At 39.7% G+C, this 15,322-nt stretch carries 15 protein-coding genes; 13 read left to right on the top strand and 2 right to left on the bottom strand.

What is annotated here, in order from left to right:
* Positions 1 to 469 precede the first annotated feature (469 nt).
* The 7 genes from ED622_RS06905 (at position 470) to purF (ending at position 7,814) form a co-directional block, all read left to right on the top strand.
* Positions 470 to 1,819 carry a FimV/HubP family polar landmark protein gene (locus ED622_RS06905; protein ID WP_162922476.1) on the top strand — a complete coding sequence of 450 codons (1,350 nt, stop codon included), beginning with the start codon at positions 470 to 472 and terminating at the stop codon, positions 1,817 to 1,819.
* Positions 1,820 to 1,910: 91 nt separating this feature from the next.
* A complete protein-coding gene (gene truA / locus ED622_RS06900; protein ID WP_122033182.1) occupies positions 1,911 to 2,699 on the top strand; it encodes a tRNA pseudouridine(38-40) synthase TruA in 789 nt (262 codons plus the stop codon).
* Positions 2,700 to 2,876: 177 nt separating this feature from the next.
* Positions 2,877 to 3,761: an acetyl-CoA carboxylase, carboxyltransferase subunit beta gene (gene accD, locus ED622_RS06890; RefSeq protein WP_122033180.1), complete on the top strand. Its 885-nt coding sequence runs from the start codon at positions 2,877 to 2,879 to the stop codon at positions 3,759 to 3,761.
* Positions 3,762 to 3,861: 100 nt separating this feature from the next.
* Positions 3,862 to 5,142, top strand: coding sequence for a bifunctional tetrahydrofolate synthase/dihydrofolate synthase (gene folC / locus ED622_RS06885; protein WP_122033179.1), 1,281 nt, complete (start codon positions 3,862 to 3,864; stop codon positions 5,140 to 5,142).
* Positions 5,143 to 5,151: 9 nt separating this feature from the next.
* Positions 5,152 to 5,712 carry an SPOR domain-containing protein gene (locus ED622_RS06880; protein ID WP_122033178.1) on the top strand — a complete coding sequence of 187 codons (561 nt, stop codon included), beginning with the start codon at positions 5,152 to 5,154 and terminating at the stop codon, positions 5,710 to 5,712.
* Positions 5,713 to 5,773: 61 nt separating this feature from the next.
* Complete coding sequence (gene cvpA, locus ED622_RS06875) at positions 5,774 to 6,265, top strand: colicin V production protein (protein WP_122033177.1); 492 nt, start codon at positions 5,774 to 5,776, stop codon at positions 6,263 to 6,265.
* 34 nt (positions 6,266 to 6,299) lie between these two features.
* A complete protein-coding gene (purF, locus tag ED622_RS06870) occupies positions 6,300 to 7,814 on the top strand; it encodes an amidophosphoribosyltransferase (RefSeq protein ID WP_122033176.1) in 1,515 nt (504 codons plus the stop codon).
* A gap of 243 nt (positions 7,815 to 8,057) precedes the next feature.
* On the opposite strand, the gene ED622_RS06865 is transcribed toward purF, so the two are convergent.
* Positions 8,058 to 8,933, bottom strand: coding sequence for a LysR family transcriptional regulator (locus ED622_RS06865; RefSeq protein ID WP_122033175.1), 876 nt, complete (start codon positions 8,931 to 8,933; stop codon positions 8,058 to 8,060).
* Between the two features lie 255 nt (positions 8,934 to 9,188).
* On the opposite strand from ED622_RS06865, the gene ED622_RS06860 reads away from it, so the two are divergent.
* From ED622_RS06860 to recR, 6 genes are all read left to right on the top strand, one after another.
* Entirely contained in the window at positions 9,189 to 10,298 is a 1,110-nt protein-coding gene (locus ED622_RS06860) for a response regulator (RefSeq protein WP_122033174.1), read from the top strand.
* Positions 10,299 to 10,318: 20 nt separating this feature from the next.
* Positions 10,319 to 10,717 (top strand): DUF454 family protein, encoded by a 399-nt coding sequence (locus tag ED622_RS06855; protein ID WP_122033189.1) that lies wholly within the window; start codon positions 10,319 to 10,321, stop codon positions 10,715 to 10,717.
* A 143-nt stretch (positions 10,718 to 10,860) separates the two neighbouring features.
* Positions 10,861 to 11,406, top strand: coding sequence for an adenine phosphoribosyltransferase (apt, locus tag ED622_RS06850; protein WP_122033173.1), 546 nt, complete (start codon positions 10,861 to 10,863; stop codon positions 11,404 to 11,406).
* 103 nt (positions 11,407 to 11,509) lie between these two features.
* The gene (dnaX, locus tag ED622_RS06845; protein WP_122033172.1) at positions 11,510 to 13,642 is read left to right on the top strand and encodes a DNA polymerase III subunit gamma/tau; all 2,133 of its coding nucleotides are present in this window, start codon (positions 11,510 to 11,512) and stop codon (positions 13,640 to 13,642) included.
* Between the two features lie 104 nt (positions 13,643 to 13,746).
* Complete coding sequence (locus ED622_RS06840; RefSeq protein ID WP_122033171.1) at positions 13,747 to 14,082, top strand: YbaB/EbfC family nucleoid-associated protein; 336 nt, start codon at positions 13,747 to 13,749, stop codon at positions 14,080 to 14,082.
* Between the two features lie 97 nt (positions 14,083 to 14,179).
* Positions 14,180 to 14,782: a recombination mediator RecR gene (recR, locus tag ED622_RS06835; RefSeq protein WP_122033170.1), complete on the top strand. Its 603-nt coding sequence runs from the start codon at positions 14,180 to 14,182 to the stop codon at positions 14,780 to 14,782.
* Here recR and rrtA read toward each other — a convergent pair.
* Positions 14,754 to 15,317, bottom strand: coding sequence for a rhombosortase (gene rrtA / locus ED622_RS06830; protein WP_122033169.1), 564 nt, complete (start codon positions 15,315 to 15,317; stop codon positions 14,754 to 14,756). The two genes, recR and rrtA, sit on opposite strands and share 29 nt — an antisense overlap.
* Between the last annotated feature and the right edge of the window lie 5 nt (positions 15,318 to 15,322).

The raw sequence follows: 15,322 nt of genomic DNA, 5'->3' as shown, positions 1-15,322 counted from the left end.
TGATGAAGAAGAGAGCATTGACTTAAATATCTAAGATGAAAAGACGGCATTACTTGATGAATTACTTGATGATGACGAAGAGCTGAGTGACGACGACGACAGTGTAGAAATCGATGAAGATAGCACAGCCCTTCTGGATGAGTTTTTAGATGATGAAGACGAAGACGATACAATTGAGCTAGATGAAGACAGCACCGTACTTTTAGATGAGTTACTTGGTGATGATGTTGAAGAGGAAGAAACTACTCCGGGAAAGCGTGGCGATGATACTGAAGTAGAAGGTGTAGCAGTATCAGAGGCACTTTCAGAAGACACACCTCGTGATGAAGATTGGTTAGTTGAAGCTGATGAAGACGAAGATGATGATATTTCATTATTTGAATCTGATACAGAAAAAGAAGATGCTTCATTTGAGCTTGATGATCTTCTTGAACCAGAAGTTGAATTAGAAACTGARCAAGATGATGCATTGTCTGAACTTGAAGAGCCAGTAGAACTGGGTACACCAAGTGCTGATGCGACAGAACAAGCTCAAGAGTCAGAGTTAGAGCCAGAAACTAACGATGAGTTAGATGATCTGTTTGCTGAAACTGAAGAGCTAGACGTTGAAAATGATGAGCCTTTAGCTGAGGTAGAAGAGGAAGCAGAAGATGAAATTTCGTTTGAGCTTGATGATCTTCTTGAACCTGAAGTTGAATTAGAAACTGAGCAAGATGATGCATTGTCTGAACTTGAAGAGCCAGTAGAACTGGGTACACAAAGTATTGATGCGACAGAACAAGCTCAAGAGTCAGAAGTTGACGATGAGCTTGATGATTTTCTTGAATCTGAAGTTGAATTAGAAACTGAGCAAGATGATGCGTCGTCTGACCTTGAAGAGCCAGTAGAACTGGATATACCAAGTACAGATACGACAGAACAAGCTCAAGAGTCAGAGTTAGAGTCAGAAACTGACGATGAGTTAGATGATCTGTTTGCTGAAACTGAAGAGCTAGACGTTGAAAATGATGAGCCTTTAGATAAAGTAGAAGATGAAGACGACGAAAATGATTTTTCTTTAGATGACTTCTTAGAAAACAGTGCCGTTGATTTTTCACAACCAAGCAATGAAACTCAACTTGATGATAATGATAATGATAATGACAGTGACTTTGAAGGACTATCAATAGAAGATGCATTGGCTGCTTTAGAAGATGAAGACAGTAACGATCTTGAAGAGTTTAATTCTGAATTAGATACTTCTGATGAAATTATTCACGCAGAGCTAAGAAATGAAGCAGCAGAAGATGAAGATAAATCAGAGCCAACAGCTTTTGATTTTCAATCACGAGTTTCTGATGAAGAAAAAGAAGCCTTAACTCATCTTGATAGTTCTGGTTTAGATCTTGATAGCATGCTGGATGATGGAGCGAGTGATTGGAGCGGATTCAATTTAGATAACGCATCAAATACAGAAGCAGAACTAGAAGATGAAGATTGGTCAGAGCAACCTAATGTTGAGAGTGATCCTCACGGTGAAGATCGTTTCTTAAGTATAGAAGCATTAATTGCAGAAACTGAAAATGGAGATAAATCAGACTTCGAAGAAGAAGATTTGAATTTAGATGTTGGGTTGGATGACTTCCCAGACATGCTAGGTAATGTAGGCTCTCATGATGTTGATGTAAATAGTGATGCTCAAAGCAAGCTTGATTTAGCTAAAGCTTATATTGAGATGTCTGATGACAAAGGCGCTTTAGAGCTTCTAGAAGAAGTATTGCGATGTGATGATCCAGCACTGAAAGTTGAAGCTGAAAAATTAATGCGACAAATTGATTAGTTTAGATTGGCAATAATCTTAAAAAGGCGGTAGCGGTGAGCTCCGCCTTTTTTTATAATGGCGTATTATTGAATAAAAAGAATCAAATATCATGCGAATAGCTTTATGTATCGAATATGATGGTGCCAGTTATCACGGCTGGCAGAGTCAAAAAGACGTAACGAGTGTCCAAGAAGAATTAGAAAAAGCCTTAATGATTGTTGCGAATGAACCTATTGAGGTTATGTGTGCAGGCCGAACTGATGCTGGAGTACACGGAACCGGTCAAGTCGTACATTTTGATACAAATAGCACCCGTAAATTACCAGTATGGATGGTAGGGGTAAACGCAAATTTACCAAAAAATATAGCGGTTCGTTGGGTTAAAGAAGTTACCGAAGATTTTCATGCTCGTTTTACCGCTACAGCACGACGTTACCGTTATATCATCTTTAATAACCGCCAACGTCCCGCCATTTTTAGTCATGGTGTTAGCCATTATCATGAAGCATTAGATGCTGATTTAATGCACCAAGCTGGGCAGTATTTATTGGGTGAAAACGACTTCACTTCGTTTCGAGCTGTTCGTTGTCAGTCACGTACCCCTTGGCGTAATCTAATCCACTTGAAAGTAACCCGTCATGGGGACTTTATCGTGATTGATATTAAAGCTAATGCCTTTGTTCATCATATGGTGCGTAATATTACTGGTAGCTTAATTGAAGTAGGCAGAGGTAAGCAAAAACCGGAATGGGTTCAATGGCTACTAGAAGCAAAAGACCGTAAATTAGCGGGACCAACAGCTAAAGCTGAAGGCTTATATCTTATTGATGTGGATTATCCAAAAGAATGGGATTTACCACGAGTGCCATTAGGTCCTCTATTTTTACCGGATAATTGATCTTTCAACGAGATTAAATATGTGTATTTAATCAGCAAAAAGTTGATATAGGTTCAATCTTGAAAATAGGTACAACCAGTTTTTTATCTACACTGGCTATTATTTATGGTTTAATCTATTTAATTGATTTTATTTCTCTTGCGATGGTGCGAGAGATCACTAATAGAAAGGTCGTCCATGAGTTGGCTTGAAAAGATTTTTAATACAAGCAATATTGTTAGTTCACGTAAAGCATCGATCCCTGAAGGGGTTTGGACGAAATGTACGTCATGTGAACAAGTGCTTTATTCTGCAGAGCTAGAACGTAATTTAGAAGTGTGTCCTAAATGTGACCATCACATGCGAATGAAAGCTCGTAAACGTTTAGAAACGTTTTTAGATGCAGAAGGCCGTGTAGAAATTGGTCAAGAATTAGAGCCAAAAGATCTTTTAAAATTTAAAGACTCAAAACGCTATAAAGATCGTATTTCAGCAGCACAGAAATCAAGTAATGAAACAGATGCTCTTATCGTAATGAAAGGAACATTATTAGAATTACCTGTTGTTGCTTGTGCATTTGAATTCTCATTTATGGGTGGTTCAATGGGCTCTGTTGTTGGCGCTCGCTTTGTTAAAGCGGTTGATGCGGCAATTGAAAACAACTGTCCATTAGTTTGTTTTTCTGCAAGTGGTGGCGCTCGTATGCAAGAGGCACTTATGTCTCTAATGCAAATGGCAAAGACAAGTGCGGCATTAGCACGTTTATCTCGTAAAGGCCTACCATTTTTCTCTGTACTGACTGACCCAACAATGGGCGGTGTATCAGCAAGTTTAGCAATGCTAGGTGATATTAATATTGGTGAGCCAAAAGCCTTAATCGGTTTTGCTGGTCGCCGTGTTATCGAACAAACCGTTCGTGAAGATCTTCCAGAAGGTTTCCAACGCAGCGAGTTCTTACTTGAACATGGTGCAATCGATATGATTGTTGACCGTCGTGAAATGCGTCAGCGCATCGGTGGTTTAATGGCGAAAATGACGAATCAGTCTTCTCCATTAGTTGTTTCTGTTGATGGACCAAAGTAAAAAACAAATTAAATGAGAGCAAGGTTGTTAGTTCTTACTTTAAAACAGCAACCTAAGTCATATATACTGTCACTATATTCCGTAGTGAAGTAGTTGAATTATGACATCATTTGATTCTCCGAAAGCCACATCTGATTTATCGGTGTGGCTTCGTTATTTAGAAAGCATTCATACAAGTGCCATTGATTTAGGCCTTGAGCGCGTTCAGCGTGTTGCACAACGAGCAAAACTCACCAAACCTGCACCAACAGTGATAACTGTTGCAGGAACAAATGGTAAGGGCTCTACTTGTGCATTAATGGAATCTATCTTACTTAATGCCGGCTATCGTGTAGGCGTTTATAGCTCTCCTCACCTTATTCGTTACAACGAACGTATTCGTATCAACGGTAACGATTTATCTGATTCACTTATCACTCAGTCTTTTTCTGCGATTGAAGCGTGGCGTAAAGAAACATCCTTAAGCCTTTTTGAATTTGGTACGCTATCTGCTTTGTGGGCTTTTAAAGCGCATCAAGTCGATGTTGTTCTTTTAGAGGTCGGCCTTGGTGGACGTTTAGATGCAACAAATATTGTTGATCATGATGTTTCTATTATTACGAGTTTAGCGGTTGATCATGTTGATTGGCTTGGTGATGACATTGAAGTAATTGGTTTTGAAAAAGCAGGGATTTATCGCTCTGAAAAACCAGCAATATGTGGTCAGCCAAATCCACCATCTAGTGTTGCCGCCCATGCAGATGATATTGGTGCTGATTTATACCAAGTCGGTTATCAATTTGATTATAGCGTGAACTCTGAAGCGCAAACGTGGTCTTGGAAAAGTGGGGCATTTGATTTAAATGATCTGCCATTACCAAACTTACCACTAGCGAATGCTGCAACGGCAATCATGGCTTTAGGAACATCAGGGTTAGAATTAACAGATGTTAATATTGTTGAAGGGTTAACGTTAGCGAGTCTACCGGGGCGAATGCAACGTTTAAGCCGTGGCAATCAAGAGAGTGAGCCAACGATTATTCTTGATGTTGCACATAACCCACATTCAGCAAATTATCTCGTACAACAAATAAGACAGCGTTTCCCAAATAAGAAAGTACATGCAGTAGTCGGCATGTTACATGATAAAGACATTGAATCGACTCTAGGTGAGTTCACGGGAAGTGTTGATGTTTGGTATCCTGCTTCATTATCTGGCCCTAGAGCGGCTAACGCGAGTGAATTAACCGCGGTTATAGATGTAGAAGCAACAGAATATTCATCACCTGTAGATGCCTTTAAGGTAGCGCTAACGCAGGCTGATAATGATGATTTAATTTTAGTTTTTGGTTCTTTCCATACGGTTGGTGAAGTATGGGATTACTGGAAAAAAGAAGCATGAGGAACATGAGTGTCTAGTCCATTTCAACGACGTTTAGTCGGAACCATTATATTGGTTGCTATTGGGGTAATTGTTTTACCAGATGTATTCGATGGTAAGAAAAAACATTACCAAGAAGAATTTGCCAGCATTCCAATTAAACCAGAGCTTTCTAAAGATGTAGAGCAGTTCGAAATCCAAGAGCCTGTCGACTTTGATGCAGAGCTTCCAGGTGAGCCTGTTGAGGTGACTATTGAGTCATCTGAAGCGGAGCCTGAAAAAGAAGTGCTTACCATTGTAGAGAAAAAACCAGCACCAGAAGCCAAAAAAATTGATTACGCTAAAAGCGCATGGATTATTCAGTTAGGCGTGTTTAGAAATGCAGATAATGCACAAAATTTAGCTCTTAAACTGCGTAAGCAAGGCTTTCAAGCTCATACTTTTCCTAAAGATCCTAAAAAAGGGGATTTAGTACGAGTGGCTGTCGGTCCAGATGTTTCGAAACCTGATTTAGAGAAACAGTTACCGAAACTAAAAGAAATTACTGGCTTAAATGGTCAATTGCTTAAATTTACACCACTAAACCCATAAGAAAACGTTTGCGTCGCGGATTTTTCTGTTAAAATGCGCAGCAACAGAGAAAAGATAAATTATGATTTGGATCGATTTTGTCATTTTAGGTGTTATTAGCCTATCAGCTTTAATCAGTTTGATTAGAGGATTTGTAAAAGAAGCGTTGTCATTAGTGATATGGTTTGGTGCTTTTTTTGTCGCCAGTAACTTCTATCCTAAATTAGCGGTTTATTTTACAAACATACATGATGAAATGATAAGAAATGGCAGTGCAATTGCTGCCTTGTTTGTAGCGACACTGATCGTTGGTGCGGTGGTGAACTATGTTGTTGGACAGCTAGTTCAAAAAACCGGATTATCAGGAACTGATCGAGTGTTGGGTATTGTCTTTGGTGGGTTAAGGGGCGTATTAATTATAGCCGCGGTCCTTTTCTTTATCGATGCCTTTACCTCATTATCAGACTCTGAGTGGTGGAAGCAATCTCAATTGATACCGCAATTTTCGGTGGTCATTGAATGGTTCTTCGATTACTTAAAGGATACATCAAGTTTTCTTCCTGGCGCTAAATAGCGCCAGTTTTTTAGCAAATTGAGGACTCTAGGACATGTGCGGTATTGTTGGAATCGTAGGCGCAACACCTGTAAACCAGTCAATTTATGACGCTTTGACAGTGTTACAACATCGTGGCCAAGACGCTGCTGGTATTATTACCATAGAAAGCAATCGTTTCCGTCTGAGAAAGGCGAACGGCTTGGTGAAGGATGTATTTGAAGCAAAACACATGCAACGTCTACAAGGTAATGTAGGTATTGGCCATGTTCGTTACCCTACAGCAGGTAGCTCAAGCGCTTCAGAAGCTCAACCTTTCTATGTAAACTCACCTTTTGGGATCACATTAGCGCACAATGGTAACTTAACCAATGCGAATGAAATCCGTGAGACCTTATTTGAACAAGAGCGCCGACATGTAAATACGACTTCAGATTCTGAAGTGCTATTAAACATCTTTGCTCACCACCTTGATGCAACAACACATTATCCTCTTACTGCTGAAGATATTTTTAAAACGGTAGCTAACGTACACGAACAAATTCGTGGTGCATACGCGGTAGCTGCTATGGTTATTGGCCACGGTATGGTTGCCTTCCGTGATCCAAACGGTATTCGTCCTTTATGCTTAGGTAAGCGTGAAGTCGAAGGTCGTACAGAATACATGGTTGCGTCTGAATCAGTAGCACTTGATGCGGTTGGTTTTGACTTTGTTCGTGATGTTGCACCAGGTGAAGCAATTTATGCTCCATTTGAAGGTGGTTTATACACACAACAATGTGCTCATGATCCAAAATTAAACCCATGTATCTTTGAATTTGTTTACTTCGCTCGCCCTGATTCATTCATTGATAAAATTTCAGTGTACAGCGCTCGTGTTGAGATGGGTAAACGCTTAGGCGAGAAAATTAAGCGCGAGTGGGAAGACTTAGATATTGATGTCGTTCTGCCTATTCCTGAAACCTCATGCGATATTGCACTTGAAATTGCACAAATTATTAATAAGCCATACCGCCAAGGTTTTGTGAAAAACCGTTATGTTGGTCGTACGTTTATCATGCCTGGTCAGCAAGAGCGTAAAAAATCAGTACGTCGTAAACTGAACGCAATTCGTTCAGAATTTAAAGATAAAAACGTATTGCTGGTTGATGATTCAATCGTTCGTGGTACTACATCAGAGCAAATCATTGAAATGGCTCGTGATTCAGGTGCGAAAAACGTTTATATGGTATCAGCAGCACCAGAGATTCGTTTCCCGAATGTGTATGGTATTGATATGCCAAGTGCGAACGAATTAATTGCTCATGGCCGTGAAGTGGATGAGATCTGTAAGCAAATAGGTGCAGATGCGTTAATCTTCCAAGACCTACCAGATCTTGTTGATGCTGTTGGTTGTGGTAACCGTGAGATAGAGCGTTTTGAAACGTCTGTGTTCAATGCACACTATGTAACGGGTGATATTGACCAAGAATATCTTGAGCACATTGAAGGATTGCGCGGTGATGATGCTAAGCAAGACAGTGAAGCTCAAGACATTGCAAGCCTAGATATTTATAACGAAGGTGTGTAATACCAATCGTAGTAAATAACTGATCATCCAAGCTGGTTAAACTGCTCGATAACTGCGTTCAATTTTTTGATTGTAGAATAACTACTTATCAAAAAATCCGCCTTGTTCTCAAGCATTTTTCCTGCGCTATTTCTGAACACTTACTTACTGTGATTGGTATGATTATCTAATTGATTAATATAAAAAAGCCTGTGATATTCACAGGCTTTTTTGATCATTCTTTTAGACAAAACTAAATGGGTATCACTCGGCAATATGGTTACTTACGAAATCAATAAAGAGACGAACTTTTTCTGGTTGATGATCTTTATGATTGTAGATCATATAAATGTCTCTAGGGTTAGCAGACCAATTTTTAAGAACACGCACTAGCGAACCATCAGCAATATAACGACTGATCATGATGTCTGGCATTAATGTGATCCCCAAACCATCAGAACAAGCCATTCGAATAACATTCAACTCACTCGCTTCAAAGCGACCAGCGTCAGTAATCGTAACCGATTCACCTTCACCATTTGTTAAGCGCCAACGCATTAATGGGTGGCCTTTTAATAAGCTATGTTTATGAAGTTCTTGAGCATGACTCGGCTCTGAATTCGCCTCTAAATAAGCAGGGCTAGCAACCAAAATATCTTCTAAAGAGCCAATTTGACGGGCAATAAGTGAAGAGTCACGCTGTCTTCCTACTCTAAAAATGATATCCCAATCAGTAGGATCAAGTTGCTCCGGTTGATTGCTCATTGTTAAGTTAATATCAATGTTTGGGTAGAGTAACATGAACTTATTTAATATCGGTTGGATCATGCGTTTTGTGAGATTAGAGGGCGCAGCGATTTTGAGCTTACCAGCCGCTCCGCGACACTCTTCACCTAAGCATTCACTCATATTAACTAAAGTCGCTAAAATTGGGGCGCATTCATCGTAAAATTTCTGTCCCGACTCTGTTAATGATAGTTTGCGAGCATGGCGATTGAGTAAGCGAATATCTAAAGAATCTTCTAAAGCTTGAATCCGACGAGTAATTGTCGCTACAGGGATCAGTGTCTTTCTTGAGGCAGCAGTGTAACTGCCATTATCGACCACCTGTCGAAACAAATTTAAATCATCTAATTTCATTATATTGAGATACTCTCTGTTTTTTCTAGCGCTAAAGTGTAACTAAAACCCTAAGGTACGTGTTGTTATAAGTCAACTAAAGTGAAATTTTATAAATAAAAGTCCACATAAGCGCTTAAGCTTACACTTATTAACAATCTTATTGAAAAATATTTGTACTCAACCTGATCTCGAACTAAATTTATTCTGAGTGATAAATTAAATAGTAAGGGAATTATTCATTATTCGCCAAGGGAACGTGCAGAGGGTAGTCGTATGTCGGTAGAGCAATGTAAAAAAAGAGTGCGTGAAAATAAAGTACCAGTAGAAGATCTATTATTGAATAAAGATGTCTTAATTGTAGATGATGACCCAACGTTTCGTTCAATTGTCAGAGCCGTTTTAGAAAGCTATTCATGTAATGTCAAAGAAGCGAGTAATGGATTAGAAGGCTTACAAATGCTACAACATTCGTTGCCCGATGTTCTGCTGTGTGACTTAGCAATGCCGATTTTAAATGGCATTGAATTCGTTGAAGAGGCGGTTCTCGAGTACCCAATGTTACCTATCATTGTTATCTCAGGCAGTGGTGATATGCAGGATGTAGCCAAAGTATTACGTTTAGGAGCAAAAGACTTTTTAGTAAAACCTATCACGGATGTCTCTATTCTTATTAAATCATTAGCATCGGCATTGAAGTTAAGTGAAGAGAGTTCTTATCGAATGCAGGACTTTTCCAGTCAATGGTTTAGAACATCAGAAATGGATAGAAGTTGTAATGATGAATTGCACTGGCATTTAGATTATTTACAAAAAGAACCAAATGTTGGACGAGAATTATTATTTGAACTGTTGCCAGAGAGTGATGCTCAGCATGGTGATTGGAAACTTGGCTATCGTCTTCTTCAATCAACTGACGGCATGCCATTAATCTTTGATTACGAATGGTTATTAGATGGTCGTTTATTTTTCTATTTGGTGGATTCTAATACTGGTGGTGAGAGCAGTGTCGTTTCTTGTTTATTGATCCGAGCATTTTTTAATGATTTTATACGAGATCAAAATATCTCATTAAATACACTTCCAAGTATGTTGGAATCAATAGAAAAAGGGATGGTAACAATAGATAATGCACAGCCGATGTCAGCTATTTTTGGTTACGTTGATCTGGCAGACGAAGCTTTATTTATTTTATCCGCAGGATTAGACGCTGTATGGGAAAATAAGAGAGAGCGACATATTTTGCATGCAGGTGAACAGTTAGTGCTAAATGCTGCAAAAAATAAGGTACATCGCTTTCCGATCATGCAACGTAATCGATTGTTATTAAATAATTTAGGCTGTAGTAGCTTTAAATTAGAGTTGAGTTTTACCTCTGTTGATTAATGTATGCAGATAGCGTAAAAATGAAGTTATCCAGTATATGTAGAGACAGTAATTTGCATTTTTCACATAAAGCATTTTGGTTTATTTTGGCAAGTATTGCGTTAATCTTAGGAATTATCGGTATATTCCTTCCCCTATTACCGACCACACCTTTTTTATTATTAGCGAGCGCAGGGTTCATGCGTACTTCTCCACGTATGAATAATTGGTTATTAACACATTCCTCTCTTGGCCCTCCTATTGTTGAATGGCAAGATCGTAAAACTATTAAAGCCTCCATAAAAAAGAAAGCACAATTTATGATTGTTGTGAGTTTTATTATATCAATCAGTTTAGCGCCAATCGTGTGGGTAAAAGTTCTGTTGCTTGTATTGGCAATTATACTTCTTTACTGGTTCTCAACTATTCCAAGCTCTTAATTTTTCAATGAATCGTGAAGATTAATCGGGATTTGATCGACAACTCATCTCGACGGGTAATACTTGCTCACGGCAAAGAAAGTGAATAACATAAGTCGGTTAATTTATTTTAATGCCATATTTTGGCAGAGTAGGACAAAATCATGTCGACAGAAACACTAGAGCTGATTAAAAACAGCATCAAATCTATTCCTGATTACCCAAAAGCTGGCATCATGTTTCGTGATGTAACAAGCTTAATGGAAGACCCAAAAGCATACCAAGCGACTATCCAGCTACTTGTAGAAAAATATAAGCAAGGCGGTTTCACTAAGATCGTTGGTACTGAAGCTCGTGGCTTCTTATTTGGCGCACCATTAGCATTAGAATTAGGTGTCGGTTTTATTCCTGTTCGTAAACCAGGAAAGTTACCTCGTCCAACAATTGCACAAACGTATGATCTTGAATACGGTACTGATACGTTAGAAATCCATACTGATGCGATTGTTGAAGGCGATAAAGTATTAGTAGTAGATGATCTACTAGCAACTGGCGGTACGATTGAAGCAACAGTGAAACTGATCCGTCAACTTGGTGGTGATGTTGAGCATGCTGCGTTTGTTATTAACCTACCAGAAATCGGTGGTCAAACTCGTTTAGAAGGTCTAGGTTTAAACGTGTACAGCATTTGTGAGTTTGCTGGTCACTAATTCTTCATATACACAATAAATTGAGTGAGATCTCTCTATCAAGGGAGATCTCATTTTTTTGCTGTGCTACGATTTAGATCTATTTTATTTTGGGCTGTATTCTATGAGCTATCAAGTTCTGGCGCGTAAGTGGCGTCCACATCATTTTAAAGATGTGGTAGGCCAACCTCACGTGCTTACGGCGTTGGAAAACGCACTTGACCATAATCGACTTCATCACGCTTACTTATTTAGCGGGACTCGTGGTGTGGGTAAAACCACCATTGCACGTTTGTTCGCAAAAGGGCTGAACTGTGAAGAAGGGATCACATCGACGCCATGTGGTGTGTGTTCTACCTGTAAAGAAATTGACGAAGGACGTTTCGTTGATTTACTTGAGATCGATGCGGCTTCTAGAACCAAGGTAGAAGATACACGTGAGCTACTTGATAATGTTCAATACAAACCTGCGCGTGGTCGCTTTAAGGTTTACTTGATCGATGAAGTTCATATGCTGTCGCGCCACAGTTTCAATGCGTTATTAAAAACATTGGAAGAGCCGCCAGAATACGTCAAATTCTTATTAGCAACGACCGATCCACAGAAATTACCTGTGACGATTTTATCTCGTTGTTTGCAGTTCCATTTAAAACACATCAGCGTTGATCAAATTCATGAACAACTTGATTTTGTTTTAGATAAAGAAGAAGTGACCAAAGATGCGAGAGCGCTAGGACTTATTGCACACGCTGCCGATGGCAGTATGCGTGATGCGCTGAGTTTGACTGACCAAGCGATTGCACTGGGTAATGGTTCTGTTACTACTGATATCGTTTCTGCGATGTTAGGGACACTAGATACCGATCAAGCCGTTCGCATTTTAGAAGCGATTAGCACCAAAAACATGCAGACACTAATGAGCTGTGTGAATGATCTCGCTGATATGGGAATTGAGTGGGATGGATTAGCAAAAGAAATCGCTAATCAATTGCATAAATTAGCCATGTATCAAGCATTGCCAGCAACCTTGGATAAATCTCAACCAGATGCAGAGCGTATTGAGCTATTAAGTGGCCAGTTATCACCACAAGAAGTACAGCTTTTTTATCAAATTGCCCTACAGAGTCGTAAAGATTTACCGTTAGCGCCAACGGAAAAAACAGGCGTTGAAATGATGTTGTTAAGAATGGTCGCGTTTCGTCCTGTTCATGCACAACAGCTAGATGCTCAACCTGTCGCAGTACCAGCTACAGAGCCTCAAGCGGCGCAAACAACAGCGGCTCCTGTATTAAGACAGCAACCAACGGCACCGGTGAATCAAAATCAAGCAGCAATGAGACCTCAAACGCCAGCACAGCGTCAGGCACCTCAAGTTGCTCAACCACCGCAACAAGAATACGCACAGAATCAATATGTGCCACCAGCGCAGTCAGAGCAGCCACCAGTGTATGATGCTCCACCGATGGGAACTCCGCATCAAGTAATGCAGGAACAACCACAGACAGCACAGCAAGCCCCTGTGACACCACCAAAAAGTGGTTTGCTAGGCGTTCGTAATCAGTTACGCAGTGCAAAAAATAATTTAGCTAACACAAACAATGGTACTGGCTCAAAAAAGTCTAGTGCGGCATCCGATAAGAAAAAAACGAGTTCAGTGCTAGAACGTATTGCTGAGAAGCAACATTTAGCGCCTCGTACTCAGGTGTCGCAAATTGGAAACTCAGCAGCACAAGAGAAGAAACCAGAAGAACCTTATCGTTGGAAATCAATGCAGCCTGAAGTTAAAAAGGTAGCAAGTGATATTACGCCAACCAAGTTAAAACAAGCGTTAGAGCATGAGAAAACACCGGAGATGGTGCAGCTATTGGTGGACGAATCATCAAAGCAAGATCCATGGTCAGCATTGGCAATGTCATTAACAACATTACCAAAGCTTATTCAACAATTGGTCTTAAACTCTTCTTTTGTTGAGCAAGATAATCAAATAGCGTTACATTTGAGAGCGGAACAATCACATTTAAATGGTGACAAAGCCAATGAATTGATTACGCAAGCGTTGAGTCAGGCGTTAAATAAAGACGTCAACGTATCAATTGATATCAGCACTGAAGGAACGACACCTTTAGAGTTGCGCGAACAAATGTACCAAACAAAATTACAGACGGCGTATCAAAGCCTACAGCAAGATCCGCACGTAAATTTCTTTATGCAGAGATTTGGTGCAGAAATAGATCAAGAGAGCGTAAGACCGATTTAAACGTCGCTCACGCATTCTAAAGTAAAATATTCCGATGGGTTGAAATTACAATATTCATCCCCATTTTCTTAATAATAGAGAAGTAAACTTAAGAGAGAATAATTATGTTCGGTGGAAAAGGCGGCATGGGCAACTTGATGAAGCAAGCCCAGCAAATGCAAGATCGCATGCAGAAAGTACAAGAAGAAATCGCAAACACAGAAGTGACTGGTGAATCAGGTGCAGGCCTTGTTAAAGTAACCATCACTGGTTCTCACAGTGTGCGTCGTGTTGAAATCGATCCAAGCCTAATGGAAGAAGACGAAAAAGATATGCTAGAAGATTTGATCGCTGCAGCGTTCAATGATGCGTCTCGTCGTATTGAAGAAACACAAAAAGAAAAAATGGCTGGTGTTACAGGTGGAATGCAAATGCCACCGGGCTTTAAAATGCCATTCTAAGTTTTCTTAGATAATAAATATTAGGATAGATTACGATTTATCTTGGTAAATTAGGCGGCTAAGTGGCTGCCTTTTTCTTTTCTGGAATATAAAAACTATGCGTACCAGTGGTCTATTAGAACAATTAATGGAATCGTTACGATGTCTCCCAGGGGTTGGACCGAAATCAGCTCAACGAATGGCATTTCATCTTTTACAACGTAATCGTCAAGGGGGAATGCAATTAGCCGATTCTCTGTCTCGTGCGATGTCTGAAATTGGTCATTGTTCAGAGTGCCGAACGTTTACTGAAGAAGAGACGTGTGCCATCTGTTTAAATCCAAAACGTCAGATCAGTGGAGAGCTATGCATTGTTGAAAGTCCTGCTGATATTGTTGCCGTTGAAGCAACGGGGCAATTCTCTGGACGTTATTTTGTTTTAATGGGGCATTTATCTCCTCTTGATGGTATTGGGCCAAGTGATATAGGGCTAGATTTACTTGACTACCGCTTAGGGCGTGGGGATATTAAAGAAGTGATTCTCGCAACAAACCCAACCGTTGAAGGGGAAGCAACAGCACATTACATTGCTGAAATATGTCAAGAACACAAAGTATCAGCAAGTCGAATTGCTCATGGTGTTCCTATGGGAGGAGAGCTAGAATTAGTGGATGGTACGACGTTATCTCACTCTATTTTGGGACGTCAGAAGCTTTATTAAGCATTAAAATATAACTGACTAATTGGAGCATTCCACCACTAAGTGCTCCAATAAGATGGGCTTCGGTGGCGACTTTTGCATTGATAAGAGAAATGGTGGAAGTACTTGCTCCAAAGTATTGCTCCCAAGCTATTTTAGCCAGTACACCGATTAATAATAGCCAACCAGTATTGCGCTGTTGTTTAATGTCTTCAATGGCTGCCCAGATAAATAAACCGTGTAACACACCCGATAATCCGACATAAGATTGCATGGGTGAAAGCAATAAAAACGATCCTGTCAGCAAACTGATAGAGAGCAGTAATAGCCATAACTTTTTAGGGTTTAACATATCCTTAAAAATAAAACAAAATACAGTTAAAGCAGCTGCATTCATCATTAAATGAGGAAGGTTAGTATGGGTAAAGTTACCTGTTATTAATCGCCAAATTTCCCCTTGTTGAATTAAGCTTCTGTCCCAAACAAAAAAATCTGATACCGGAGTCAGTTGTGCAAGACCAAGCATGACTAAAATGGGAAAGAGTAATTTAAACAAATCAA

This window comes from Aliivibrio sp. EL58 (assembly GCF_900312675.1).
In the GTDB taxonomy this organism is placed as follows: Bacteria; Pseudomonadota; Gammaproteobacteria; order Enterobacterales; family Vibrionaceae; genus Aliivibrio.
Note: the sequence above shows the minus strand (reverse complement) of the source record. Positions and strands in the feature narration are given on the sequence as shown.